This is a genomic window from Nonomuraea mangrovi, from assembly GCF_042681425.1.
Classification (GTDB): Bacteria; Actinomycetota; Actinomycetes; order Streptosporangiales; family Streptosporangiaceae; genus Nonomuraea; species Nonomuraea mangrovi.
The window spans coordinates 197,713-221,305 of the sequence record NZ_JBHUFV010000015.1 but is presented as its reverse complement, the minus strand read 5'-3'; the positions used below and the strand labels follow the sequence as shown (position 1 = coordinate 221,305).

The window sequence follows — 23,593 nt, the reverse complement described above, 5'->3', positions numbered from 1 at the left end:
CGGAGCGTGAACCAGGACGAGGTCGATGGGCTGGTGCCCCGCTGGCGGGAGGCAGGGCTCGCGGAGTCGCTCATCGCCAGCCTGGAGCTGAGCAAGCGGATGTCCCGCCTCAACGGGCTGTTCGAGCAGGCGGTGAAGGCCGAACTGGCCGAGCTCGGGCTGACCTACGCGGAGTTCGACGTGCTCGCCGCGCTGGCCCGCACCGGCCCCCCGCATCGGCTGAAGCCGAGCGAGCTGGCCCGCGCGCTGTTCCTGACCTCGGGGGGCACGAGCAACGTCCTGCAGCGGCTGGCCGCCGCCGGATATGTCGAGCGTGAGGACAATCCGGGCGACGCCCGCAGCCGCTGGGTCCAGCTCACCTCCGAGGGGCTGCGCGTGGCGAACCTGGCCCTCGAAGGCTCGAGCCGTGCCCACACCGAGGCGATGGCCGGCGTCCCTGAGACCACGCTGCGCCACGCGGCCGACGCCCTGCGCGAGCTGACCCTCGCCCTGGGCCGCCGCGCCCGCTGACCTCTGCCCCGGCCCCTCTCACCGTTGCCACCGGCAGGCGAGCGTCTCACGTGAGAGGCGGGCGCCGGAGCGGCGGTCCCGGGGAACGGCGAAGGCCCTCACGACGGTGGTGACCGTACGGGAGGGCCTTGGACGGTGATGATCAGAAGGCGCGCGGCAGGAAGCCCACCCGGTCGCGCACCTGCTCCATGGTCTCCCTGGCCACCGCGCCCGCGCGCTCGGCCCCGATGGCCAGCAACCGGTCGAGCTCGGCCTCGTCCGCCAGCAGCTTCTCGGTGCGCTCGCGAATCGGCGTGAACGCCTCGACGACCACCTCGGCGACGTCCTTCTTGAACGTCCCGTACCCCTGCCCCTCGTAGCGGGCCACGAGCTCGGGGATCGGCGTGCCCGACAGCGCGGACTGGATGCGCAGCAGGTTGGAGATGCCCGGCTTGTTCTCCTCGTCGAACAGCACCTCGGACCCGGTGTCGGTGACCGCGCGCATGACCTTCTTGCGCAGCGGCCCCGGCTGCTCGAGCACGTCGAGGATGCCCGCGGGGGACGAGGACGACTTCGACATCTTCGCGGACGGGTCCTGAAGGTCGGTGATCTTCTCGACCTCCTTGAGGATGTGCGGCGCGGGGAGGGTGAAGGTGTCGCCGAAGCGGTGGTTGAAGCGCTGCGCGAGGTCGCGGGTCAGCTCCAGGTGCTGCTTCTGGTCGGCGCCGACCGGCACGCTGTTGGCCTGGTAGAGCAGGATGTCGGCGGCCTGGAGGATCGGGTAGGTGAACAGGCCGACGCTGGCCGCGTTCTCGCCGAACTTGGCCGACTTGTCCTTGAACTGCGTCATGCGGGCGGCTTCACCCATGCCGGTGAGGCAGATCAGCACCCACGCCAGCTCACTGTGCTCGCGCACGTGTGACTGGACGAAGACCGTGGAGCGCTCGGGGTCGAGCCCCGCGGCGAACAGCTGCGCGGCGGCCACACGGGTGCGGCGGCGCAGGTCGGCGGGCTCGGTGGGCACGGTGATCGCGTGCAGGTCGACCACGCAGTAGAACGCGTCGTGCGTCTCCTGCAACGTCACCCACTGGCGGACCGCACCCAGGTAGTTGCCCAGGTGGAAAGAGTCCGCGGTGGGCTGGATGCCGGAGAGTACGCGAGGTCTGGCCATAGCCCGCAATTGTGTCAGGAATCCGGCTCGGGCGGCGACTCGATCAGCGGACGGCGTTTCACCCTGATGCGGGAGATCCGCCTGCCGTCGAGCTCGGTGACCGTGAACTCGAAGCCGGGTACCTCCACCCGTTCGCCGACCGTGGCCAGATGGCCGAGTCCGGCCATCATGAAGCCGCCGAGCGTCTCGTAGGGACCGTCGGGGAGCCTGATGCCGGTCTGGGCGGCGAAGTCGTTGAGGTTGGTCAGCCCGTCGACCTCTATCTCGCCCGCGGGGAGCAGGACGGGGTCCTCCTCGACGTCGTACTCGTCCCTGATGTCGCCGACGAGCTCCTCGACCAGGTCCTCCATCGTGACGATGCCCGCCGTCCCGCCGTACTCGTCGACGACGATCGCCAGGTGGTGCCCTTCGTCGCGCATCTCCGACAGCGTGGTGAGCACCCGTTTGGAGGCGGGCACGAGCTTGATGGGCCTGATGGGCACGAGCTGGCTGATCGGCTCGATCCGGCCGGTGAGCACGGGGTCGAGCAGGTCCCTGACGTGGACGAATCCGAGGATCTCGTCGTAGGAGGAGCGGTAGACGGGGAAGCGGGAGTGCGGCAGCGCGGCGACCAGCACCGCGGCCTCGGCCAGCGGCGTGTCCGCCTCCATGAACTCCACCTCGGTGCGCGGCAGCATCACCTCGCGAAGCTGCCGCTTGCCCGCGGAGAACACCTCACCGATGAGGTGCCGTTCGTCGGCGGTCAGCTCGGCGTGGCCGACGACCATGTCGCGCAGTTCCTCGGTGGTCATCTCCTCGCGGTCGGCCTCGGGGTTGCCGCCGAGCAGTTTGACGACGCCGTCGGTGGACTTCGACAGGGCCCAGATGATCGGCCGCGACAGACTGGCCAGCCGGTCGAGGAAGGGCGCGACGAACAGCGAGAGCCCTTCGGCGCGCTGCCTGGCCAGGCGCTTGGGCGCCAGCTCGCCGAGCACGAGGGAGAGGTAGGAGATGGCGAGCGTCACCAGGACCAGCGCGGTCGGCTCGGCGAAGCCTCCGGGTAGACCCCAGCGCACCAGGGTAGGTTCGAGTTCGCCGGCCAGTCGGTCGGCGCCGAAGGCGGCCGAGAGCATGGTCGCGACCGTGACGCCGATCTGGACGGCCGACAGGAAACGATTCGGGTCCTGGGCCAGCTTCGCGACTCTGGCGCCTCTGCGTCCTCGCTGCTCAAGCTTGCGGATCTGGCTTTCCCGCAGGGAGACCATGGCCATCTCGGCCGCCGCGAAGAAGCCGCCGATCAGGATGAAGAGCAGGACGATGGCGATATTGGCGGCAACGCTGTTCAACGCAGGTGCTTTCGACGTAGTGGTCTGCCAGCGTACCTGGCCGGATGGTAAGGGCCGAGTATGCTAGAGCCGTACAAAATCAAACACGAATCAACAGAGGTGAACATGAGGCTGCTCGTCACGGGAGGCGCCGGGTACATCGGCAGCGTCGTCGCCGCCCAGCTCGTCGAGGCGGGGCACGAGGTGACGGTGCTGGACGACCTGTCGACGGGGCACGCCGACGCCGTCCCCGCCGGGGCCAGGTTCGTCGACCGGCCGATCACCGAGCCGGGCGACGCGCTCGAAGGGGTCGAGGGCGTGCTCCACTTCGCGGCCAAGTCGCTGGTCGGCGAGTCGGTCGACAAGCCGGGGCTCTACTGGGCCAACAATCTCGGCGGCACGCTGGCACTGCTGGAGGCCATGCGGGCCGAGGGCGTGCGCAGGATCGTCTTCTCCTCCACGGCGGCGACGTACGGCGAGCCCGAGCGCTCCCCCATCCTGGAGACCGACCCGACCCGCCCGACCAACCCGTACGGCGCGTCCAAACTGGCCGTCGACACCGCGTTGACCGCCTACGCGGGCCTGCACGGCCTCGGCGCGGTCAGCCTGCGCTACTTCAACGTGGCGGGCGCCTACACCGCCCCCGACGGCCGCGTCTACCGCGAGCGCCACGCCGTCGAGACGCATCTCATCCCCAACGTTCTCAAGGTCGCCACCGGCGAGCGGGATTCCGTCAGCGTGTTCGGCACCGACTACCCGACGCCCGACGGCACCTGCGTGCGTGACTACATCCACGTCGCCGACCTGGCCCGTGCCCACCTGCTCGCCCTCGAGGCGACCACGCCGGGCGAGCACAGGATCTACAACCTGGGCAGCGGCACGGGGTTCTCCGTCCAGGAGGTGATCGAGGTCTGCCGCGAGGTGACGGGCCACCCGATCCCCGCCGTGGTCGGGCCGCGCCGCGCGGGCGACCCCGCCGTGCTCGTCGCCTCCTCCGACAAGATCCAGCACGAGCTGGGGTGGAAGGCCGAACGCGCCGCGATTCGCGACATCGTGGCGGATGCCTGGAATGCCGTCACCCGGTAAGCGAAAATATGCTGAGATAGCGAAATGTGAGGACCTTTTCACAGAAGGTGCTGTTCGCTCTCGCGATCCTTCTCTGCAGCAGCGTGACCGCCGCCGGGGTGGTGTTCGCCACGACCGAGCCCACCTCGGCGACGCAGCAGGCACCCACCTGCACGCCCAAAGACAGCTAAATAGGGACGACCGATAATCTTTCGGTCGTGATCCTCCCCGAACGCGGACCCGTGCGCTCCCTCGCCTTCTCGGTCCTGCTGCGTGCCACGGGTCGAGGCCTGTTCATCACCGTCAGCGTCATCTTCTTCCTCAGTTCGGTGGGCCTGTCGGCCACGCAGGTCGGGGCCGGCATGACGATCGCGGGCGTCGTCAGCCTCGCCGCGGGACTCCCGTCAGGACGCCTGTGCGACGTCCTCGGCCCGCGCGCGGTCTCCATCACCTTCGCCGCGTTCGGCGGCCTCGCCATCCTCGGCTACGCCTTCGTGGACTCCTTCTGGGGCTTCGCGGTCGTCGCCGCGCTGGCCAAGTTCGCCGACGCGGGAGACAGCGTCGCCCGTGCCACGCTCGTCGGCGGCATCGCGCCCCCCGGCGAGCGCGTTCGGGTCCGCGCCTACATCCGGGCGGTCACCAACGTCGGCTGGTCCATCGGCGGCCTGGCCGCCGGCGTGGCCCTGGCCGTCGACACCAGGCCCGCCTACCTCACCATGGTGTACGGCTGCGCGGCCTGCTACCTCGGCGCGGGCGCGCTGACCCTGCGCGTCCCCCGCGTCGCCCCCGCTCCGCACACCGCCGGGGGCGGCCCGACGTGGATCGTCCTGCGCGACCGCCCCTACGTCGTCCTGGCCCTGCTGAACATGGTGCTCGTCATGCACCTGTCGCTGCTCACCACGATCATCCCGATGTGGATCAAGCACATCGGCGCGCCGGGCGTGATGGTCGCCGCCATCGGACTGATCAACACCATCACCGTCACCCTCCTCCAGGTGCGGCTCAGCCGCGGCACCGGCGAGATCGCCGGCGCCGCCCGCGCCCAGCGCAGGGCGGGCGCGCTCCTGCTGCTGGCCTGCGTGCTGTTCGCGATCGCGGCAGGACAGCCGTTGTGGGCCATGCTCGCCGCCCTGGTCGGCGGCGCGCTCCTCCACGTGTTCGGCGAGCTCCTGCAGTCGGCGGGCTCGTGGGGCCTGTCCTACGAGCTGGCCCCCTCGCACGCCCTCGGCCAGTACCAGGGCCTCTACAACACCGGCTGGCAGGCCGCCGAGGTGGTCGCACCCGTCCTGCTCACCACCGTCGTCATCGGCTGGGGCTGGCCCGGATGGCTGCTCGTCGGCGCGCTGTTCTTGGGGGCGGGCCTGGCCGTCCCGCCCGCCGCCCGCTGGGCCGCCAGGAGCAGGTCAGCGTACGGCGACGCGCAGGTCGGCCTCGTTGTCGGCAGGACGGCGGTCACCGAAGCGTGACGACCGGACGGCGCCCTTGACGTTCACCACGTCCCGCGAGGTGCTGAAGAACAGCTCGAAGCGCACCCTGTCACCAGAGCCCACCTTGGCCGGCTCGCACACCACCAGACCGGCCCTCCGCCTGCATGCCGCATCGCCCGCGACCCGCACGCCATCCCCCGCGCCGGCCTGACTCGTGCCGCGTCCGCTCTCACCCGCACCACGGCCGCTCTCCCCCGCGCCGCGTCCACTCTCCCCCATGCCGCGTCCGCTCTCACCCGCACCACGGCCGCTCTCCCCCGCGCCGCGTCCACTCTCCCCCATGCCGCGTCCGCTCTCACCCGCACCACGGCCGCTCTCGCCCGCGCCGCGTCCGCTCTCACCGGCGTCGAGGCGTTCGTCGCGCCCGGCGTTCCCTTCGTCGTCCACGGGAGCCGGGCTCGCCGGGGTCTGCGCCCCCGCCAGGTTCCCCACACCGCCCGCGCTGCCTCCCGCGAGCAGGTGCGCCCCGTCCGCCCTGATCTCGACGCGGGCGTCACGGACGACGTGCGGTCCCCTGTTGTTCACCGTCGCGGCCAGCACGAAGCCGCCGCGCGCCTGCCTCGCCCTGAGCCGCAGGCCGAGGTCCGCGCCGGAGTCGACGGTGGTGGTGAGGGTCGCCCTGTTGTCGGTGTCGTCGACATCCGCCCGCTGGGCCGACATGCTCGCCACCAGCCGCAGCGGGCCCGCCGTGCCGCGCCGCACCAGCCCGGTGATCGTCACCCCGCCCGAGCCGCCCGCCGCCACGTTCTCGGCCGAGGGACAGACCACCTCCCTGAGTGTGCGGCCAGGACGGCACGTGGCCACGTCCACCCCCACGACGTCGACACCGTCGGGGACGACCACCTTGAGAACGGGCTGCACGGCGTCACCTGGGCCCGCGTTGTCGACGTCGACCCGGTAGACGATCGGCTGTCCCGGCCGGGCCACCGAAGGGCTGGCCGACACCTTCACGGACAGGTCCGCCTGACCCGGCGCCGCGTTCGCCGACGCCGGTACCGAACCGCTCAACACGACCACGGCCGCCGAAACGGCGACCGTTCTCCTCGCCACGCAACCCACGCCCACCGCGCCCCCTTCGACGGCCACCCATTCTTCCCTGGCGACCTGCGCGAACCCGCTGAGCGACACGCTCCAGCACCGACCCGCCGAACGACGCGGCCCCCACCCGAACCCGCTGAGCCACACGCTCCTACCCAGACCGCCGAACGACGCGCCCCCTGCCCGAACCCGCCGGGCGACACGCTCCTACCCAGACCGCCGAACGACGCGCCCCCTGCCCGAACCCGCCGGGCGACACCTCCCGTCTAAACCGCTGGACGAGGGGCCGCTGCGGGATTCCGGGGTGCGGATCGTCGCAGAACGGGCCGGGCGCGTGGGACAGCCGGACGCATCGTTCGAGGGGCGGGGCGACGTGACGGCGGGCGGCCGGAGTCCTGCTGGAGTGCGCGTGAAAGACAGACGGCCACCGGTGACCCCGGTGGCCGTGACCCTGCCTTGCCGTACTGGATGATCAGATCAGCTGGATGATCAGATCAGCCCGAGCTCGCGGACCGCGTCGCGCTCCTCGACGAGCTCGGCGACGGAGGCGTCGATGCGCTCGCGCGAGAAGGCGTCGATCTCCAGGCCCTGGATGATCTCCCAGCGCCCACCGGCCGAGCGGACGGGGAACGACGAGATGAGCCCCTCCGGCACCCCGTACGAGCCGTCCGACGGGATCGCCGCGGAGGTCCACTCCGTGCCGTTCACCCAGTCGTAGACGTGGTCGACGGCCGCGTTGGCCGCCGACGCGGCGGAGGAGGCGCCACGGGCCTCGATGATCGCCGCGCCGCGCTTGGCGACGGTCGGGATGAAGGTCTCGCGCAGCCACTCGGAGTCGACCTGCTCGGCGGCGATCTTCCCGCCGACCTCGGCGTGGAACAGGTCGGGGTACTGCGTCGCGGAGTGGTTGCCCCAGATGGTCATCTTCTGGATCTCGGTGACCGGGACCTGCAGCTTGGCGGCCAGCTGGGACAGGGCGCGGTTGTGGTCGAGGCGGGTCATCGCGGTGAACCGCTCGGCGGGGACGTCCGGCGCGTTCTGCTGGGCGATGAGCGCGTTGGTGTTGGCCGGGTTGCCGACCACCAGGACCTTGATGTCGTCGGCGGCGTGGTCGTTGATCGCCTTGCCCTGCGGGCCGAAGATGCCGCCGTTGGCGCCGAGCAGGTCGCCGCGCTCCATGCCCGCCTTGCGGGGCATGGCCCCCACCAGGAGGGCGACGTTGGCGCCGGCGAAGGCGACGTTCGGGTCGTCGGTGATCTCGATGCCGGACAGCAGCGGGAAGGCGCAGTCATCGAGCTCCATCGCGGTGCCCTCGGCCGCCTTCACCGCCTGCGGGATCTCCAGCAGGCTCAGCTTGACCGGAACGTCGGCGCCGAGCAGCTGGCCCGAGGCGATGCGGAACAGCAGGGCATAACCGATCTGTCCGGCGGCTCCGGTGACGGTTACCTTGACGGGCGCGGCCATGGCCTTCCCCTAACTCAGAAGAATCTAATCGTGACTTCTGGATGTTACTCGCTCGTCATCGACAGGATTCCATCACGGGTACCTTCAGGTCCGCCCGGAAGTCGACGTTGGGGAAGTGAGTGGCCACGAGCTGCCCGATCGTGTTGCTCGCGATCATCTCGGAGATCGCTCCCTTGACCGCCTCGCACGTGCGCGCGTCGCCCCGCTTGATGCCGACGGCGTAGCGCTCGTCGCTCAGCGTGGCGCCGAGGATCCGGTAGCGGGCGTTCTCCCTGTTGGCGAATCCCGCGAGGATCAGGTCGTCCCCCGCCACCGCGTCGACCTTGCCCGTGGACAGCATCCTGATGCAGTCGGCGTAGTTGGACGCGCTGACGGTGACCATGTCGACCATCTTCTGCACCTTGCGGACCGCCGAGCTGCGCTGGTCGCACAGCTTCAGGCCCTTGAGGTCGGCCGGCTTGGAGATGTCGGTGTCCCCGTCGCGGACCAGCAGGGCCTGGTGGGCCAGGACGTAAGGCCCGGCGAACTGCACGTCGCTGTCGTCGATCGAGTAGGTGGCCACGATCAGGTCGACCTCGCCCTTGGCCAGCGCCTCCGCCCGCTGGGACGGCGGGACGATGACGAAGGTGATGCCGCTCTCGGCGACGCGGAGCTCCTTCGCGATGCGCTTGGCGATGTCGATGTCGAAGCCGGAGAACCCGCCGTCGCGGCTGTGGTAGCCGACGCCGGGGACGTCGCCTCTGACACCGATCGTGAGCTTGCCCGTGGTCGCCGCCTTGTCGACGATCGACTCGCTCGCGGCCGAGGGCTCGGGGCTCCGCTCGCTGACCAGCGCCATGGGCCAGCCGTACTGGAGGGCGGCGAGCGCGAGCGCGACGACGAGCAGCACGGCCACCGCCAGCGCCACCCACGGCGTCACCGATCTGCGCCGCTTCGCGGGAGGAGTCGTCGCGGGCGGCACGAGGTACTGGGCCGACGGCAGGCCCTGCGCCGGCTGGTCGGGCGGCATGGTGTGGACGGGGGCGGGCGGCCGGGTCGGCTGCTGGGTGTGCGGCCGGCCTCCGGACAGCGCGGGGAACCCGGCGTAAGCCGACTCCCCCGAGGCCGTCGAACCCGTCGAACCCCCGGAGGCGGGAAGGCCCCCGGAGGCGGGAAGGCCCCCGGAAACGGGAAGGCCCCCGGAGGCGGAAAGGCCTCCGGAAGGGCCTCCTGAGGTGCCCGTGGTGGCGGGACGGCCCTGCGCCATGCCCGTGGGGAGCCGCGCCATCGGCGTCGTGTCGTCGCTGGCGATCTTCACGCCCTGGCTGAGGACCGCCGTGGACGCGCCGGCCGTACGCGGAGGGTGACCGAGCAGCCGCAGCAGGATCTCGTCGGCCGAGGGCCGCTCCCTCGGGTCCTTGGTCAGCGCCGCGCCCGCCACCCCGCGCAGCGGCTCCGGCAGCGCGCTGACGTCGACCACGTGGTTGAGGATGCGGTTCAGCACGACCGCGATCGAGTTGCCCTCGAAGACGGTCACGCCTGTCGCGGCGTAGGCGATCGTGGCCCCCCACGCGAACACGTCGGTGTAGGGCCCGATGTCGTCGCCCGCGATCTGCTCGGGCGCCATGTAGGCGGGCGTGCCGATGGCCCTGCTGGTGATCGTCCCCGTGGAGTCGATGATGCGGGCGATCCCGAAGTCGACCACCCTCGGCCCGTCGGCCGCGATGAGCACGTTGTCCGGCTTGAAGTCGCGGTGGATGATCGAGGCCTGGTGGATGGCGGTGAGCGCGGTGGCCGTGCCGATCGCCAGCCGCTCCAGCGCCTGGCCCGACAGCGGCCCGTCGCGCTCCACGACGTCCCTGAGCGAGAGCCCGTCGATGTACTCGCTGGCGATGTAGGGGGTGTTGCCCTCGAGGTCGGCCTCGATCACCCGTGCCGTGCAGAACGAGGCCACACGCTGGGCCGCCTTCAGCTCCCTGGCGAAGCGCGACCTGGCGGTCGTGTCGCCGCTGAACTTCACGTGCAGCAGCTTGATCGCCGCACGCTCTCCCTGGTTGTCGACCCCCAGGTAGACGATCCCCTGACCGCCCTCCCCGATGCGCCCGGACAGCGTGAACGAGCCCAGCTGGCTGGGATCGCCCGCTGTCAACGGCGCGATCTGCGGCATGCGTCATCCCCACGTTGGCTTCGCCTGACGACGCAAACTTTACGACGCTCAGGAACCCCCCAGGGAACCGTTAACCGTTCGTGACGTCACAGTTCGTGACTTCGGGGGGCACGGACCACACCACGCCGGCCCCTGTGTCATCGGCGGTGTCAACGCTCACACGAGCCTTCTCCCGTCTCTCGCCAGCGCGCTCACAGAATGTCATTCTGGAGCGCATGTACGACATCGTGCTGCTCGGAGCGACCGGCTTCACCGGCGCCCTCACCGCGGAATACCTCTCCAGAGCCGTCCCCGCGGGATGCCGATGGGCTCTGGCCGGCCGCGACCGCGCCAAGCTCGAAGCGCTGGGCCTGGACGTCCCCCTTCTGCACGCCGACGTCACCGATCCCGCCTCCCTCGAGGCCCTCGCGGGGCAGGCGCGCGTGGTCGCCACCACCGTCGGCCCCTACCTCCGGTACGGCGAGCCGCTCGTCAAGGCCTGCGCCGGGGCCGGCACGCACTACGTGGACCTGACCGGGGAGCCCGAGTTCGTCGACAGGATGTTCGTGCGCTACGACGGCCTGGCACGCGAAACCGGCGCCAGGATCGTCCACGCGTGCGGCTTCGACTCCATCCCCTACGATCTCGGCGTCCTGTACACGGTCGAGTCGCTGCCCGCGGGCGTGCCGCTCAAGGTCAGCGGCTTCCTGCGGGGCAGCGGCAGGCCCTCGGGCGGTACCCTCCACTCGGCGGTGACGGCCCTGTCCCGGGCCCGGCAGATGGCCGAGGCGGCCGGTCGGCGCCGCTCCGTCGAGACCAGGCCGAAGGACCGCAGGGTGAGCGCGCTGCCCGGCGGCGTGCGCTACGTGGGCGGCTGGGCGCTGCCCATGCCCACCATCGATCACCAGATCGTCGGCCGCTCCGCCCGCGCGCTCGACCGCTACGGCCCTGACTTCACCTACCGCCAGCACTTCGCCGTCAGGCGACTGCCCTCGGCGCTGGCGGTGGCGGCAGGGGCGGGGGCGCTGGCGGCCGTCGCGCAGGTCCCCGCCGGCCGCGAGTGGCTGCTCAGGAGGATCGCCGCGGGCGACGGGCCGTCGGCGGAGCGGCGGGCGCGCAGCTGGTTCAGGCTCACCCTGCTCGGCGAGGGCGGCGGCGAGCGTGTCGTCACCGAGGTCTCCGGCGGCGACCCCGGCTACTCCGAGACCGCCAAGATGCTGGCGGAGTCGGCGCTGTGCCTGGCCTTCGACGACGTGCCCGACGTGGCGGGGCAGCTCACCACGGCCGTCGCCATGGGCGGGCCGCTCATCGACCGCCTCAGGTCCGCGGGGATCGGCTTCGCCACGCGTCAGGGTTGAACCAGGGCCGGGCGTCAGACGTTCAACCGTGGTGTGAACCTACGAGTCTTGGCCGTGGCGGCGGTGCTGTGGGCGACGGCGGCGTGCACCTCGTCGGAGTCCCCGCCGCCGGGCGGGCTGGAGTGGAAGCACGGCGCGATCCCCGTCGCGATCCGCTACGCCGTACCCGACACCTGCCCGGAGACGGACGGGCCGCCCGAGTGCGCCTCATGGATGATCTGGGCGTTCACCGACAAGCAGGCGAAGCTCGTGGCCGACTACGACGAGACGGGCGAGGCCGAGGGCGGCCGCTCCTACCGGATCCGGGTCCCCGACGCGGCGGTCTGGGTGCCGACCAGCGGCGGCGCGGCGGTCATGCCCGGGTTCAGCGTGAGCCGTGACGGCCACAGGGTCGCCTACTTCAGCGTGGCACGGCAGCGGTTCGTGGCGCACGACCTGCCCAGCGGGCTCGTACGCGACCTGTCACCGGTGGTCGGCACGGCCGGCCTGCCCACGGAGGCGACCGCGATCTCGGCCGACGGCGACGGGTTCGCCGTGAGCGACGGGGAGCAGGTGTTCGTCACCGACTTCGGCACCGGTCGGACGACGGCTCTGCCGCGGGCCGACGGCGTGATCGGGATCACGCGGGACACCGTCTTCGCCTCCTCGGGCGACACGGTGGTGCGCTTCCTGCGCGGGAGCGGCGCGCGCCTGAACGACTTCCCCCTTCCTTCAGGGGCACGCCTCTCGCCCGACGGCCTCCGGCTCGCCGTGGTGGGCGAGCAGCCCGCCGACACGATCGAACTCCTCGACGCGGTGACGGGCGAGCGGCGCGAGCCGCTGCGCCCCAGCCCGCTGAAGGAGCCGACCGTCTCGTCCGCCGAGGCCTGGCTGAGCCCCAAGGCGCTGCTGATCAGGACGTTCACGGCCGGCACCCAGGAGTTCACCGGCTTCTTCTCCCTCGACGTCACCACAGGGAGGACCGCCAGGGTCAAGCGGCTGCCGCTCGACCCCGAGGCGGTCGGAATCGGCGCCGTCTCCTAGTACGGCAGCGCCCGCTGCGCGAAGGCCTTGCGCAGGAACGGCGCCTTGAACTTCGGGAAGGCCACCGTGTTCGGGTCGCCGTCCGAGGTGTAGCGCTGGTCGGGGTTGGACTTCAGCCAGTCGAACCACGCGGTCGAGCAGAACTGCGAGCAGTCGCCCTTCTTGTCCATGGCCCTGATGCGCGGGATGCCGAGCGCGTCGAAGTTCTTGTTGTACGGCGCCGGCGCGGGCGTGTACCCGGCCAGGAACACCCCGGCGTGCTTGTAGACGGTCGTGCCGTTCTTGCCGTTGGCCGCCCAGTCCTTCTTGCGAGGCTGGTTCCCGTACGGCAGCGCCAGCGTGATCGGCGCCGCGCCCTCGAGGTCGGTGATCAGGCGCTGACCCGCCGCGATCTCGGCCATCACCGCCTTCTGTGGCTTGCCCAGGAGGTTGAGGTGGTCGCGGGTGTGGTTGCCGATGTCGAAGCCGTTCTGCTTCAGCCACAGCAGCATCTGCGACTGCTCCTCGGGCGTGGTCTTGCCGAACATGTCGCGGGTCACGTAGAAGGTGGCGACGGGGCGGAAGCCGGGGTTCTGCCTGGCGACGTCCTGCAGGATGGCGACCGCGGTGTCCGGCTTCAGCTGGCCGAGCTCGTCCATCGAGAGCTGCGAGGGCGAGGAGTCGTCGAAGGTGAGGACGACGGCGTGCTTGCCCGCCGGGATGTCGATCTTGCCGGTGACGAACTCGGCGGCGGTGATCGGCACGTAGCCGTCCTTGGCCATGCGTTCGAGGTCGGAACGGAACTGCTGGGGAGTGCGGTCGTCCTGCGTCGTCGGCTTGTCGATCACCCGGTGGAACATGATCACCGGGATCTGGCCCAGCTCGTTGGCCTTGACCTTGACGGCGGCGGCCACCTTGGCGGCCTTGGCGGCCTGCGCCTGCCGCAGGACGGCGGCCTGGTCCAGCTGCGGCTTCGCGACGTTCGCCCCGGTGTCGGCGCCACCGCAGCCGGCGGTCAACACGCCCATCACTATCAGCCCTGCACCCAGCACACGCATGGGAACCCCCCGGAAGATCGACTACAGGGGGCTCTTACCCAAATACGGTACGTGAATGGACCGCGCGCTGGTATGGAATCAACCAGGAGACGCGCGAGAGCCGCAACGGCGCCGATCCCCCGGTGTACACCATGGCGCGCGGGTGCGGCGTGAGCCCTGAAGGGCTTTCGGGACTTGGGGATCTCTTTGCCGATACGGAGGCAACACCGACCAGGTGATGCCCTTCGCCTGCCGTCGCGCCCCCGCCCGCGCCACCGGCGAGGGCCGGCGTCCCCCGCCTCGGGAACGCGGAAAGGGCCGCCCGAAGGCGGCCCTCAAGCGGAGGAGAAGAGGGGTCAGGCCATCTTCTTCTTCAGGTTCTCGTCCAGCGCCGCCAGGAAGTCCTGGGTGGTGAGCCACTTGGCGTCGCCGCCGACCAGCAGCGCGAGGTCCTTGGTCATCTGGCCGTTCTCGACGGTCTCGACGCAGACCTGCTCCAGCTTCTCGGCGAACTCGGTCACCGCGGGGGTGTTGTCGAGCTTGCCGCGGTGCTGCAGACCACGCGTCCACGCGAAGATCGAGGCGATCGGGTTCGTGGAGGTCGGGTTGCCCTTCTGGTGCTCGCGGTAGTGACGGGTCACCGTGCCGTGAGCGGCCTCGGCCTCGACGGTCTGGCCGTCGGGGGTCATGAGGACGGAGGTCATCAGGCCGAGCGAGCCGAAGCCCTGCGCGACGGTGTCGGACTGGACGTCGCCGTCGTAGTTCTTGGCCGCCCAGACGTAGCCGCCCTCCCACTTCAGCGCCGCGGCGACCATGTCGTCGATGAGGCGGTGCTCGTAGGTGATGCCGGCCTTCTCGAAGTCGGCCTTGAACTCGGTCTCGAAGACCTCGGCGAAGAGGTCCTTGAAGCGGCCGTCGTAGGCCTTGAGGATCGTGTTCTTCGTCGAGAGGTAGACCGGGTAGTTGCGGGCCAGGCCGTAGCGCATGGAGGCGCGGGCGAAGTCGCGGATCGACTCGTCCAGGTTGTACATGGCCATCGCGACGCCGCTGCCGGGGAAGTCGTACACGTCCAGCTCGATCGGCTCGGAGCCGTCCTTGGGGGTGTACGTCAGGGTCAGCGTGCCCTCGCCGGGGATCTTCAGGTCCGTGGCGCGGTACTGGTCGCCGAAGGCGTGACGGCCGACGACGATCGGCTTGGTCCAGCCGGGCACCAGGCGCGGCACGTTCGACATGATGATCGGCTCGCGGAAGATGACGCCGCCGAGGATGTTACGGATGGTCCCGTTCGGGGACTTCCACATCTTCTTGAGGCCGAACTCCTCGACGCGCGCCTCGTCAGGGGTGATGGTGGCGCACTTGACGCCCACGCCGTACTTCTTGATGGCGTTGGCGGCGTCGATGGTGACCTGGTCGTCGGTGGCGTCGCGGTGCTCGATGCCGAGGTCGTAGTACTTCAGGTCGACGTCGAGGTAGGGAAGGATCAGCTGGTCCTTGATGAACTGCCAGATGATCCGGGTCATCTCGTCGCCGTCAAGTTCGACGACGGGGCCCTCTACCTTGATCTTGGGCATGCGTATGGTTCCCCTTCGTGACAAATAATGCTTGAGGTTATCGGAGGCGTGGTCACCGGCCGAAAAGGACCAGGAGCTGCGCCTTGAGCTCGGGATACTCCAGGAACAGCGCGGTGACCACCAGCGCGGCTCCGAGCACCCCCATCGTCCAGACGTCGACGCTCTTCACGCGTACGGCAAGCGCCCCGCCGTACCCCGCGAATCGGACAGCGGCCCCGACCAGGAGCACCGCTCCGAGCGCGAACCCGCCCCATTCGGCGTCCACCAGGAAGAGTGCGAGCAGCCCAACAGCCGCACCCGCCAGGATCAGCGGGTACGGTCCCCAGCCCTCGTCGCTCGGGCGTCCCCTGACGCCCTCGCCCTCTCCAGCCTGGCTCATCGCTCGTCGATGGGCTTCCATTTCTGGTCACGCTCGCCGATGTACTCACTGTCGGGCCTGATCAGCCTGTTGTCCGCGTGCTGCTCGATCACGTGCGCCGTCCATCCGGACATGCGGCTGATCGAGAAGACCGGTGTGAACAGGTCGGTCGGGATGCCGAGGTAGTGGTAGACGGTGGCGGCGTAGAAGTCGACGTTGGGATAGAGGCCCTTCGTCTCGAGGACGACCTCCTCCATCTCCTTGGACATCCGATAGTAGGTGTCGTCGCCCGACGCCGTGGCCAGCTCCTGCGACATTCTGCGCAGGTGCGTGGCGCGCGGGTCCTCGGTCTTGTAGACGCGGTGGCCGAAGCCCATGATCTTCTCGTGCGCGTCCAGCCTCTCGCGCACCGACTGCGCTACCTGTGCCGGGTCGAGCGACTCCAGCGTCTTCATGACCTGTTCGTTCGCGCCGCCGTGCAGCGGGCCCTTGAGCGTGCCGATGGCGGCGACGATGGCCGAGTGCATGTCGGACAGCGTCGCGGCGCACACGCGGGCGGCGAACGTGGAGGCGTTCATGGTGTGGTCGGCGTGCAGGACCAGGCAGGCGTCGAAGATCTCGGCCTCGCGCTGCGTCGGCGTGCGTCCCGTGACCTGCAGGAGGAAGTTCCCCGCGATGCTGAGCGAGTCGTCGGTGCCGGGCAGGGCCTTGCCGGTACGAGCGGCGTGGTACCTGGCCACGAGCAGCGGCTGCTGGGCGGTCAGCCGGGCGGCCTTGCGCAGGTTGGCGTCAGGCGCGATGGAGTCCTTGTCGGGGTCGTCGGCCCCGGACAGGGAGACCAGCGAACGCAGCGCCTCCATCGGCTTCTGCTTCTCCGCGATCTCGGCGATGTTGGCCGAGACGAGGGCGCCCAGCTCGCGTCCCCTGACGAGCTCGTCACCGTACTCGCGCAGTTCCTGTCGCGTGGGCAGCTTGCCGCGCTGCAGCAGGTGCGCGGTTTCTTCGAACGTCGCGCGGCCGGCCAGGTCATGGATGTCGTATCCACGATAGAAGAGGCGACCGGCCTTCCCGTCGATGTCGCTCAGCGCTGTGGACGCGGCGACGACATCGGCCAGGCCTTTTGTGGGCTTGTCCGCCATGTGTGTTTCCTCCGCTTATCTTCGCCGAAAGTCTACCCGTGAGCAGGCAAAACCGGCCGCAGAGGTCCAGACCAATTTCACGCCGGATTCTCCTTATGGCAAAGGCGATTCCCCATCCCTTCGTTTGGGTAAGCCGGAGCTGTAGTAACAGTAACGGCGGGCTACCTGGGGAGGAACTGCCGTGGAGGGGCCCTTCATACGCATCGAGGACACTGGCGAGGTGGTCCCGTTGCGTCCCGAGATCACGACTGTGGGAAGGGGCCGTGGTGTCGACATCCGGCTGACCGACCCGAGCGTGTCTCGGCTCCACGCTGAGTTCGTACGGCGCGGACCGTACCTGTATGTCGTTGACCTGGGCCTGTCCCGCAACGGCACGCGGGTGAACGGGAGGCCGATCGCCCGGAGGGTCCTTGACGACGGCGACGTCGTCTCCTTCGGCGCGGCGCGCGGGCGCGTCGGCGGCGTGCCGCGCGAGGACTTCACGCCTGAGGTCGAGCTGCGCAGGGCCGCCGCGCCCGAGCTGACCAGGCGAGAGGTCGACGTGCTCACGTCGCTGTGCAGGCCGGCGCTCTCGGATGAGGCGTTCGTCGCCCCCGCGACGGCACGCGAGATCGCCGATGACCTGGTGGTCACCGAGGCGGCGGTGAAACAGCACCTGCTCAGGCTCTACCAGAAGTTCAGGATCCCCGAGGGGACCAACAGGCGCACCAGGCTGGCCAACGAGGTGGTCGCGCTCGGTCTGGTCAGGCCGACTCCGGTGGTGCCCCCACAGCGCTCTGGAACGTCACAGGAGAGCCAGCCGGCCGGTCGCCGCGCCAGCTAGCCGATCCGCAGGGCGACCGGTGCTTCGGCGAGGGGTTCCGGCAGCCTGAGGAACGGCCCGGACCCCGGAGCGGTCGTGCCCCGCACGCGCGGGCCTTCCATGCCCGCGCGTGTGGATCCATGGCGCCCGCGTGTGGACTCTTGGCGCCCGCTCGCCGGTCGACGCGTCGTGACGCTCGACCGGTCGGCGGGCGCGGGCAAGCCGGGCGCGAACCCGTGGGTCTCCTACCAGACCTTGCGGCCGTGGCTCGGGCTGCTGGTCCTGCTGACCCTGTCCACGGCCATGACGTAGTAGTGGTCGCCCTTCTTGCCCTCGGCGTCCACCCAGCGGACGACCCTGTCGCCGGGGATGACCGCCACCAGGTTGCTCGCGTCGTCGAACCGGTCGATCTCGGCGGAGGACCTGAAGATCGCGAACTGGAACGGCTCGTGCCTGCCGGTCGCGATCATGTTCAGCTCGACGCCCTCGTGGACCCTGCGCACGTAGGCCAGGACAGGCCGCTTGGGCTTCTCGCCGTCGGCGAGCCTGGGCAGCAGCGGCGGGAGCGCGGGCCGCTGGTAGTGGTCCTTGACCGCGGTGCTGATCGAGCCGATCCTGTCGACCCGCACGTCGTTGGCGTTGTACCAGATGTCGCCGCCGATCTGCGGGTGCGACCGGTTGAGCGTCAGGTGCTTGGACAGCTCGGCGGGGTCCTGCCACTGCGCGGCCTGTGCGGGGTCGCCCGCCTTGTAGGCGGCCTGGCCGATCCACAGCATCGTGCCCGTCCCGTCGGCCACGTCGGACCACCAGGGCACGAGCTTGCTGTAGTCGGCGGGCGGCTGGCCGATGTACCAGTAGAGCTGGGGCGCGATGTAGTCGAGCCACCCCTTCTTGACCCAGCCGCGGGTGTCGGCGTGCAGGTTGTCGTAGGACTGGCCGCCGTTGGTCTCGGAGCCGAGCGGGTCGGTGCCCTTGTTGCGCCAGATGCCCGACGGGCTGATGCCCCACGCCACCTCGGGCTTGACCTCGCGTACCCGCTGCTGCATCTCCGAGACCATCAGGTCCACGTTGTTGCGCCGCCACGCGGCCAGGTCGGGGAAGCCCGCGCCGTACTTGGCGAAGGTGTCGGCGTCGTTGAAGGCCGTCGTGTTGGTCGGGTAGAAGTAGTCGTCGAAGTGCAGGCCGTCGATGTCGTAGCGGGTCAGCGCGTCGAGCATCGCGTCCTGGCAGAACTTCCGCACCTCGGGGATGCCGGGGTTGTAGTACAGCTTGCCGCCGAACGGCAGGATCCACTCGGGGTGGACGCGCCCCGGGTGCGAGGGGTGCAGCTGGTTCGGGTCGGTCTGCATCGAGACGCGGTAGGGGTTGAACCACGCGTGGAAGGTGAGGCCGCGCTTGTGCGTCTCCTCGACGGCGAAGCCCAGCGGGTCGTAGCCCGGGTCCTGCCCCTGCACGCCGGTCAGCCAGTGCGACCAGGGCTCGAACGGCGACGGCCAGAAGGCGTCGGCCGTGGGCCTGATCTGGACGAACACCGAGTTCAGCTTGCGCTGGACCGCCAGGTCGAGCCAGGCGATGAACTCCGCCTTCTGCTGGTCCGCGGTCAATCCCTGCTTCGACGGCCAGTTGATGTTGACGACGGAAGCGATCCACATGCCGCGCATCTGGCGCAGCGGCGGCACGTAGCCGGGCTCGGCGAAGGCGGGGAGCGGCACGACGGATGCGGCCGCGGCGAGGGCCAGGCCCTTCAGAACGGTCCTTCTAGTGGGCATGGGGGGTGCCTCTCGGGGGAGGTGGTTGTGTTCGAGGGCGACGATGGCAGAAAATTACCTTCAGATCAATAATTGTGAAGGAAAATGCCGCCTTGGCCGACTGGCATCGCAGCCGTTCGGTCATGAGGCCGACCGAGGAGGTCTCGTGACCGCTGACCTGCACCGACTCGCACTGAGCGTCCTCCAACCCGGGTTCGAGGGCGCCACCGCCCCCGACTGGCTGAGGAAGGCACTGGGTGAGGGGCTGGGCGGCGCCGTGCTGTTCGCGCGCAACGTCACCGCCGACACGGCCGGGCTGGTCGCGTCGCTGCGCGCGGAGAACCCCGGCGTGGTGGTCGCCATCGACGAGGAGGGCGGCGTCGTCACCCGCCTGGAGGCCCGCGAGGGCAGCTCCTTCCCCGGCAACAGGGCGCTCGGCGTGGTCGACGACGTGGCGCTGACCGAGCGGGTGGGCCGCCAGATCGGGCGAATGCTCGCGGAGCTGGACATCACGCTCGACTACGCCCCTTCCGTGGACGTCAACGCCAACCCTGCCAACCCGGTGATCGGCGTGCGCTCCTTCGGGCCGACCGCCGATCTCGTCGCGCGCCACTCCGTCGCCTACATCCAGGGCGTGCAGGGCGCGGGCGTGGCCGCGTGCGCCAAGCACTTCCCCGGGCACGGCGACACCGTCACCGACTCGCACCTGGCGCTGCCGACCGTGCACGCCTCCCTCGCCGAGTTGCGCGGTCGCGACCTGCCGCCGTTCGAGGCGGCCATCGGGGCGGGCGTGCGGTCCGTCATGTGCGGGCACCTGCTGATTCCCTCGCTCGACCCCTCGATGCCCGCGACGCTGAGCCGGACGATCCTGACCGGGCTGCTGCGAGAGGAGCTCGGCTTCGACGGGATGCTGGTCACCGACGCGATCGAGATGAAGGCGGTCGCGGCGATCTACTCGCCGGGCGAGATCGCCGTGCGGGCGCTCGCCGCCGGCGTGGACGCGATCTGCGCGGGCCTGGTCACCGCCGAGGGCCTCTACGAGATCCGCGACGCGATCGTGGCCGCCGTCCTGGACGGGACCCTGCCCGAGGAGCGCCTGGCCGAGGCGGCGGGACGGGTGCACGCTCTTGCCGAGTGGTACGCCGCGCAACCGCGCGACGCCGAGCCCGACGACGCTGCCGGCATGGAGGCGGCCGTCAGGGCGCTCACGATCACCGGCTCGGCCCGGCTGACCGCCGCCCCGCTCGTCGTCGAGGTGAACACCCGCCACAACCAGGCGATCGACCCGAACACCCCGACGGGACTGGCCGCCGCGCTCGGCGAGGTGCTGCTGGGGACGGAGCGGACCTCCACCCCCGACTTCGACGAGCGGCCCGTGGTCCTGGTCGTCCACGACGCGGCCCGTCACCCATGGGTGCGGGAGACGGTGGCGGAGGCCGTACGGCGGCGCCCCGACGTGATCGTCGTCGAGACCGGCATCCCCGACGAGCCCGCGGGCGCGGCCCACATCGCCACGCACGGCATCTCCAAGGTCTCGGCGAAGGCGGTGGCACGATGGCTGACCAGATGAACGAGCCGGTCAACCCGGTCTCGGCGGTGCGAGCGGTACTGCCCTCCCTCACGCCCGCGGCGCAGGCCATCGCCAGGATCATCCTGGAGGATCCCGGCGTGGTCGTGCGCAGCACGATCACCGAGTTCAGCGCGGTGTCGGGCACCAGCGAGGCGACCATCGTGCGGACCGCCCGCGCGCTGGGCTACTCCGGCTACTCCCAGCTCCGCTTCGCGCTGGCGGGCGCCGTCGCCAGGGAGACGCCCGAACGGCTGGTGCCCGGCGACCTCGGCCCGGACGACCCGCTGACCGACGTGATCGCCAAGGTGACGAGGGCGGAGGTGGACGCGCTGTCGGACACCGCGGAACAGCTCGTGCCCGACCAGCTCGGCGAGGTGGTGGCGGCCATCGCCGCCGCCCGCAGGATCAACGTCTACGGCGTCGGCGCCTCGGGCCTGGTGGCGGCCGACCTCGCGCACAAGCTGATGCGCATCGGCCTGTCCAGCCATCCCTTCAACGACGCCCACCTCGCGCTGACCAGCGCCGCGCTGCTGCGCGAAGGCGACGTCGTGGTGGCGGTGAGCTGCTCGGGCGAGACGACCGACGTGATCGAGCCCACCAGGACGGCGAAGGAGGCGGGGGCGCTCGCCATCGCCATCACCAACAACCCGCGCTCGTCACTGGCCCAGACGGTCGACCACGTGCTGGTGTCGGCGGGGCGGGAGACGGCGTTCCGGCCTGGGGCGCTGGCCAGCAGGATCAGCCAGCTGCTGATCGTCGACTGCATCTTCGTCGGGCTCGCCCAGCGCACGTTCGACAGCTCGGAGACGGCTCTGCGCGCGACCAGGGAGGCGCTCGAGGTCTTCAGAACCCGATAAGGGGCCACCCAAGGCCCATATGAAGGAAATTTTCACCTATAGTCGTGGATGGCTAGCTTTTCTCCATCCTGCGGGGGGACCATGACGCGCGGCATCTCCGACCTCGTCACCGAGCAGCGACTGCCCGGACTCGACGACCTCGACGCGCTCCCCACGATCGACCTGGTCAGGCGCATGAGCGAGCAGGACGCCCTGGTGCCCGCCGCGGTAGCGGGGCAGTCCGAGCAGATCGCCGCCGCCGTCGACGCCGTCTCCGCGCGCCTGCGGCAGGGCGGCAGGCTGATCTACCTCGGAGCCGGTACGGCGGGCCGCATCGGCATGCTCGACGCCAGCGAGTGCGGCCCCACCTTCGGCACCACGCCTTCGGAGGTGTTCGCGCTCATCGCGGGCGGACCCTCGGCCTTCGCGGTCGCCGTCGAAGGCGCGGAGGACTCGGCCGCGCTGGCCGTCGCCGACCTGACAGAGGTGGAGGTGTCGGCCGCCGACGCGGTGGTGGGCATCTCGGCCAGCGGGCGGACACCGTACGCGGTGGGAGGTGTACGGCACGCCCGCGCCGCCGGCGCGCTGACCGTCGGAGTCGCGTGCAACGCGGGCTCGGCGCTCGGCGCGGCGGCGGAGATCGCCATCGAGGTCGTGGTGGGCCCCGAGTTCCTGACGGGGTCCACCAGGCTGAAGGCGGGCACGGCGCAGAAGCTGGTGTGCAACATGATCTCGACGCTGACGATGGTCCGGCTCGGACGCACGCACGGGAACCTGATGTCGCACCTGGTGGCCTCGAACGAGAAGCTGTGGGCGCGCGCCCAGGACATGGTGTCGTCGATCACCGGGCTGCCCGACGCGGAGGTCGGGCCCGCGCTCCGCGCGGCGGACGGATCGGTGCCCGCCGCCGTCATCATGCTCCTCACCGGCGCCGACCCCGCCGAGGCCCGCGCCGCGCTGGATCGCACCTCGGGCAACCTGCGCGAGGCCATCCGCTCCTTCACCTGACCCGGTCACGGAGCGGCCCTCCCCTGCCCGCCGTCCGACGGAGGCAGGCGCCGCGCGGCCGGACCGGCGAAGTGCCCGCCTGCGCGGACGGATCTCAGCGGAGCGCGTGCTCCGCCGCCTCCACCACGTTGGACAGCAGCAGCGCCCGCGTCATCGGGCCCACGCCGCCGGGGTTCGGCGTGAGGAACCCGGCCACCTCGGCCACGTCCGCCGCCACGTCACCCGCGATCTTCCCGTCCACCCGCGACACGCCCACGTCGAGCACCGCCGCGCCGGGCTTGACCATGTCCGCCGTGATGAGTCCGGGAACGCCCGCGGCCGCCACCACGATGTCCGCGCGCCGCACGTGCGCGGCCAGGTCGGCGGTCCCCGTGTGGCAGAGCGTCACGGTCGCGTTCTCGGTGCGCCTGGTCAGCAGCAGCCCGAGCGAGCGGCCCACCGTGATCCCGCGCCCGACCACCACGACGTCGGCCCCCTTCAGCGGCACGCCGTACTCCTGCAGCAGCAGCACGATGCCGTGCGGGGTGCAGGGCAGGGGCGCGTCGACCATGTGCACGAGGCGGCCGAGGTTGACCGGGTGGAGCCCGTCGGCGTCCTTCGCGGGGTCCATGCGCTCCAGCAGCGCCATGGTGTCCAGGTGCTTGGGCAGCGGAAGCTGGACGATGTAGCCGGTGCACGAGGGCGAGGCGTTGAGCTCGTCGATGGCGGCCTCGACGTCGGCCTGGGTCGCGGTCTCCGGCAGGTCGACGCGGATGGAGGCGATGCCGACCTCCGCGCAGTCGCGGTGCTTGCCCGCGACGTAGATCTGGCTGCCGGGGTCGTCGCCGACCAGCACGGTGCCGAGCCCGGGGACGACGCCCCGTTCCTTGAGCGCGGTCACCCGCGCGGTGAGGTCCGCCTTGATCTTGGCCGCGGTCGCCTTGCCGTCGAGTTTCACAGCGCTCATGTCCACATCCTTGCAGAGCCTCCTCCGCGGTCCGCAAGCCCCGCCCCCGACACCCCGGCCGACGGCCTCGCTACG

At 70.6% G+C, this 23,593-nt stretch carries 21 protein-coding genes; 10 read left to right on the top strand and 11 right to left on the bottom strand.

Annotation, left to right across the window (positions count from 1 at the left end):
* Window positions 1-6 precede the first annotated feature (6 nt).
* A complete protein-coding gene (locus ACFSKW_RS08500) occupies window positions 7-510 on the top strand; it encodes a MarR family winged helix-turn-helix transcriptional regulator (RefSeq protein ID WP_379570906.1) in 504 nt (167 codons plus the stop codon).
* Window positions 511-652: 142 nt separating this feature from the next.
* Here ACFSKW_RS08500 and trpS read toward each other — a convergent pair whose 3' ends face one another.
* Both trpS and ACFSKW_RS08490 read right to left on the bottom strand, forming a co-directional pair.
* The gene (gene trpS / locus ACFSKW_RS08495) at window positions 653-1,660 is read right to left on the bottom strand and encodes a tryptophan--tRNA ligase (RefSeq protein WP_379570904.1); all 1,008 of its coding nucleotides are present in this window, start codon (window positions 1,658-1,660) and stop codon (window positions 653-655) included.
* Window positions 1,661-1,674: 14 nt separating this feature from the next.
* Window positions 1,675-2,985, bottom strand: coding sequence for a hemolysin family protein (locus ACFSKW_RS08490; protein WP_379570902.1), 1,311 nt, complete (start codon window positions 2,983-2,985; stop codon window positions 1,675-1,677).
* A 105-nt stretch (window positions 2,986-3,090) separates the two neighbouring features.
* On the opposite strand from ACFSKW_RS08490, the gene galE reads away from it, so the two are divergent.
* The 3 genes from galE to ACFSKW_RS08475 are packed head-to-tail and all read left to right on the top strand — an operon-like array spanning window position 3,091 to window position 5,495.
* A complete protein-coding gene (galE, locus tag ACFSKW_RS08485) occupies window positions 3,091-4,050 on the top strand; it encodes a UDP-glucose 4-epimerase GalE (protein WP_379570900.1) in 960 nt (319 codons plus the stop codon).
* Window positions 4,051-4,076: 26 nt separating this feature from the next.
* Entirely contained in the window at window positions 4,077-4,220 is a 144-nt protein-coding gene (locus ACFSKW_RS08480) for a hypothetical protein (protein WP_379570898.1), read from the top strand.
* A 27-nt stretch (window positions 4,221-4,247) separates the two neighbouring features.
* On the top strand, window positions 4,248-5,495 hold the full coding sequence (locus ACFSKW_RS08475) for an MFS transporter (protein ID WP_379570896.1): 1,248 nt from the start codon (window positions 4,248-4,250) through the stop codon (window positions 5,493-5,495).
* On the opposite strand, the gene ACFSKW_RS08470 is transcribed toward ACFSKW_RS08475, so the two are convergent.
* From ACFSKW_RS08470 to ACFSKW_RS08460, 3 genes are all read right to left on the bottom strand, one after another.
* A complete protein-coding gene (locus ACFSKW_RS08470) occupies window positions 5,433-6,644 on the bottom strand; it encodes a COG1361 family protein (RefSeq protein WP_379570894.1) in 1,212 nt (403 codons plus the stop codon). The genes ACFSKW_RS08475 and ACFSKW_RS08470 overlap by 63 nt on opposite strands.
* A gap of 399 nt (window positions 6,645-7,043) precedes the next feature.
* Window positions 7,044-8,018, bottom strand: coding sequence for a malate dehydrogenase (locus tag ACFSKW_RS08465; protein WP_379570892.1), 975 nt, complete (start codon window positions 8,016-8,018; stop codon window positions 7,044-7,046).
* 55 nt (window positions 8,019-8,073) lie between these two features.
* Window positions 8,074-10,164: a serine/threonine-protein kinase gene (locus ACFSKW_RS08460; protein ID WP_379570890.1), complete on the bottom strand. Its 2,091-nt coding sequence runs from the start codon at window positions 10,162-10,164 to the stop codon at window positions 8,074-8,076.
* Between the two features lie 206 nt (window positions 10,165-10,370).
* Between ACFSKW_RS08460 and ACFSKW_RS08455 the strand changes: the two genes are divergently transcribed.
* A complete protein-coding gene (locus tag ACFSKW_RS08455) occupies window positions 10,371-11,501 on the top strand; it encodes a saccharopine dehydrogenase family protein (RefSeq protein ID WP_379571515.1) in 1,131 nt (376 codons plus the stop codon).
* A 33-nt stretch (window positions 11,502-11,534) separates the two neighbouring features.
* Complete coding sequence (locus ACFSKW_RS08450) at window positions 11,535-12,524, top strand: hypothetical protein (RefSeq protein WP_379570888.1); 990 nt, start codon at window positions 11,535-11,537, stop codon at window positions 12,522-12,524.
* Here ACFSKW_RS08450 and ACFSKW_RS08445 read toward each other — a convergent pair.
* The 4 genes from ACFSKW_RS08445 to ACFSKW_RS08430 form a co-directional block, all read right to left on the bottom strand.
* Complete coding sequence (locus tag ACFSKW_RS08445) at window positions 12,521-13,561, bottom strand: polysaccharide deacetylase family protein (RefSeq protein ID WP_379570886.1); 1,041 nt, start codon at window positions 13,559-13,561, stop codon at window positions 12,521-12,523. The two genes, ACFSKW_RS08450 and ACFSKW_RS08445, sit on opposite strands and share 4 nt — an antisense overlap.
* Before the next feature lie 335 nt (window positions 13,562-13,896).
* The gene (locus ACFSKW_RS08440; RefSeq protein WP_379570884.1) at window positions 13,897-15,111 is read right to left on the bottom strand and encodes an NADP-dependent isocitrate dehydrogenase; all 1,215 of its coding nucleotides are present in this window, start codon (window positions 15,109-15,111) and stop codon (window positions 13,897-13,899) included.
* A 52-nt stretch (window positions 15,112-15,163) separates the two neighbouring features.
* Window positions 15,164-15,490: a DUF3017 domain-containing protein gene (locus ACFSKW_RS08435; protein ID WP_379570882.1), complete on the bottom strand. Its 327-nt coding sequence runs from the start codon at window positions 15,488-15,490 to the stop codon at window positions 15,164-15,166.
* Complete coding sequence (locus tag ACFSKW_RS08430; RefSeq protein ID WP_379570880.1) at window positions 15,487-16,608, bottom strand: citrate/2-methylcitrate synthase; 1,122 nt, start codon at window positions 16,606-16,608, stop codon at window positions 15,487-15,489. The genes ACFSKW_RS08435 and ACFSKW_RS08430 overlap by 4 nt, the downstream gene beginning before the upstream one ends.
* Before the next feature lie 181 nt (window positions 16,609-16,789).
* On the opposite strand from ACFSKW_RS08430, the gene ACFSKW_RS08425 reads away from it, so the two are divergent.
* The gene (locus tag ACFSKW_RS08425) at window positions 16,790-17,431 is read left to right on the top strand and encodes an FHA domain-containing protein (RefSeq protein ID WP_358136472.1); all 642 of its coding nucleotides are present in this window, start codon (window positions 16,790-16,792) and stop codon (window positions 17,429-17,431) included.
* Window positions 17,432-17,655: 224 nt separating this feature from the next.
* Here ACFSKW_RS08425 and ACFSKW_RS08420 read toward each other — a convergent pair whose 3' ends face one another.
* Entirely contained in the window at window positions 17,656-19,179 is a 1,524-nt protein-coding gene (locus ACFSKW_RS08420; RefSeq protein ID WP_379570878.1) for a glycoside hydrolase family 10-like protein, read from the bottom strand.
* Between the two features lie 145 nt (window positions 19,180-19,324).
* Between ACFSKW_RS08420 and ACFSKW_RS08415 the strand changes: the two genes are divergently transcribed.
* From ACFSKW_RS08415 to murQ, 3 genes are all read left to right on the top strand, one after another.
* On the top strand, window positions 19,325-20,728 hold the full coding sequence (locus ACFSKW_RS08415) for a glycoside hydrolase family 3 protein (RefSeq protein WP_379570876.1): 1,404 nt from the start codon (window positions 19,325-19,327) through the stop codon (window positions 20,726-20,728).
* The gene (locus tag ACFSKW_RS08410; protein WP_358136465.1) at window positions 20,713-21,585 is read left to right on the top strand and encodes a MurR/RpiR family transcriptional regulator; all 873 of its coding nucleotides are present in this window, start codon (window positions 20,713-20,715) and stop codon (window positions 21,583-21,585) included. Before ACFSKW_RS08415 ends, ACFSKW_RS08410 begins: the two co-directional genes overlap by 16 nt.
* Window positions 21,586-21,666: 81 nt before the next feature.
* Window positions 21,667-22,572, top strand: a complete 906-nt coding sequence (gene murQ / locus ACFSKW_RS08405; protein ID WP_379570873.1) for an N-acetylmuramic acid 6-phosphate etherase — start codon at window positions 21,667-21,669, stop codon at window positions 22,570-22,572.
* Window positions 22,573-22,666: 94 nt separating this feature from the next.
* On the opposite strand, the gene ACFSKW_RS08400 is transcribed toward murQ, so the two are convergent.
* Window positions 22,667-23,518, bottom strand: coding sequence for a bifunctional methylenetetrahydrofolate dehydrogenase/methenyltetrahydrofolate cyclohydrolase (locus ACFSKW_RS08400; protein ID WP_379570871.1), 852 nt, complete (start codon window positions 23,516-23,518; stop codon window positions 22,667-22,669).
* Window positions 23,519-23,593 lie beyond the last annotated feature (75 nt).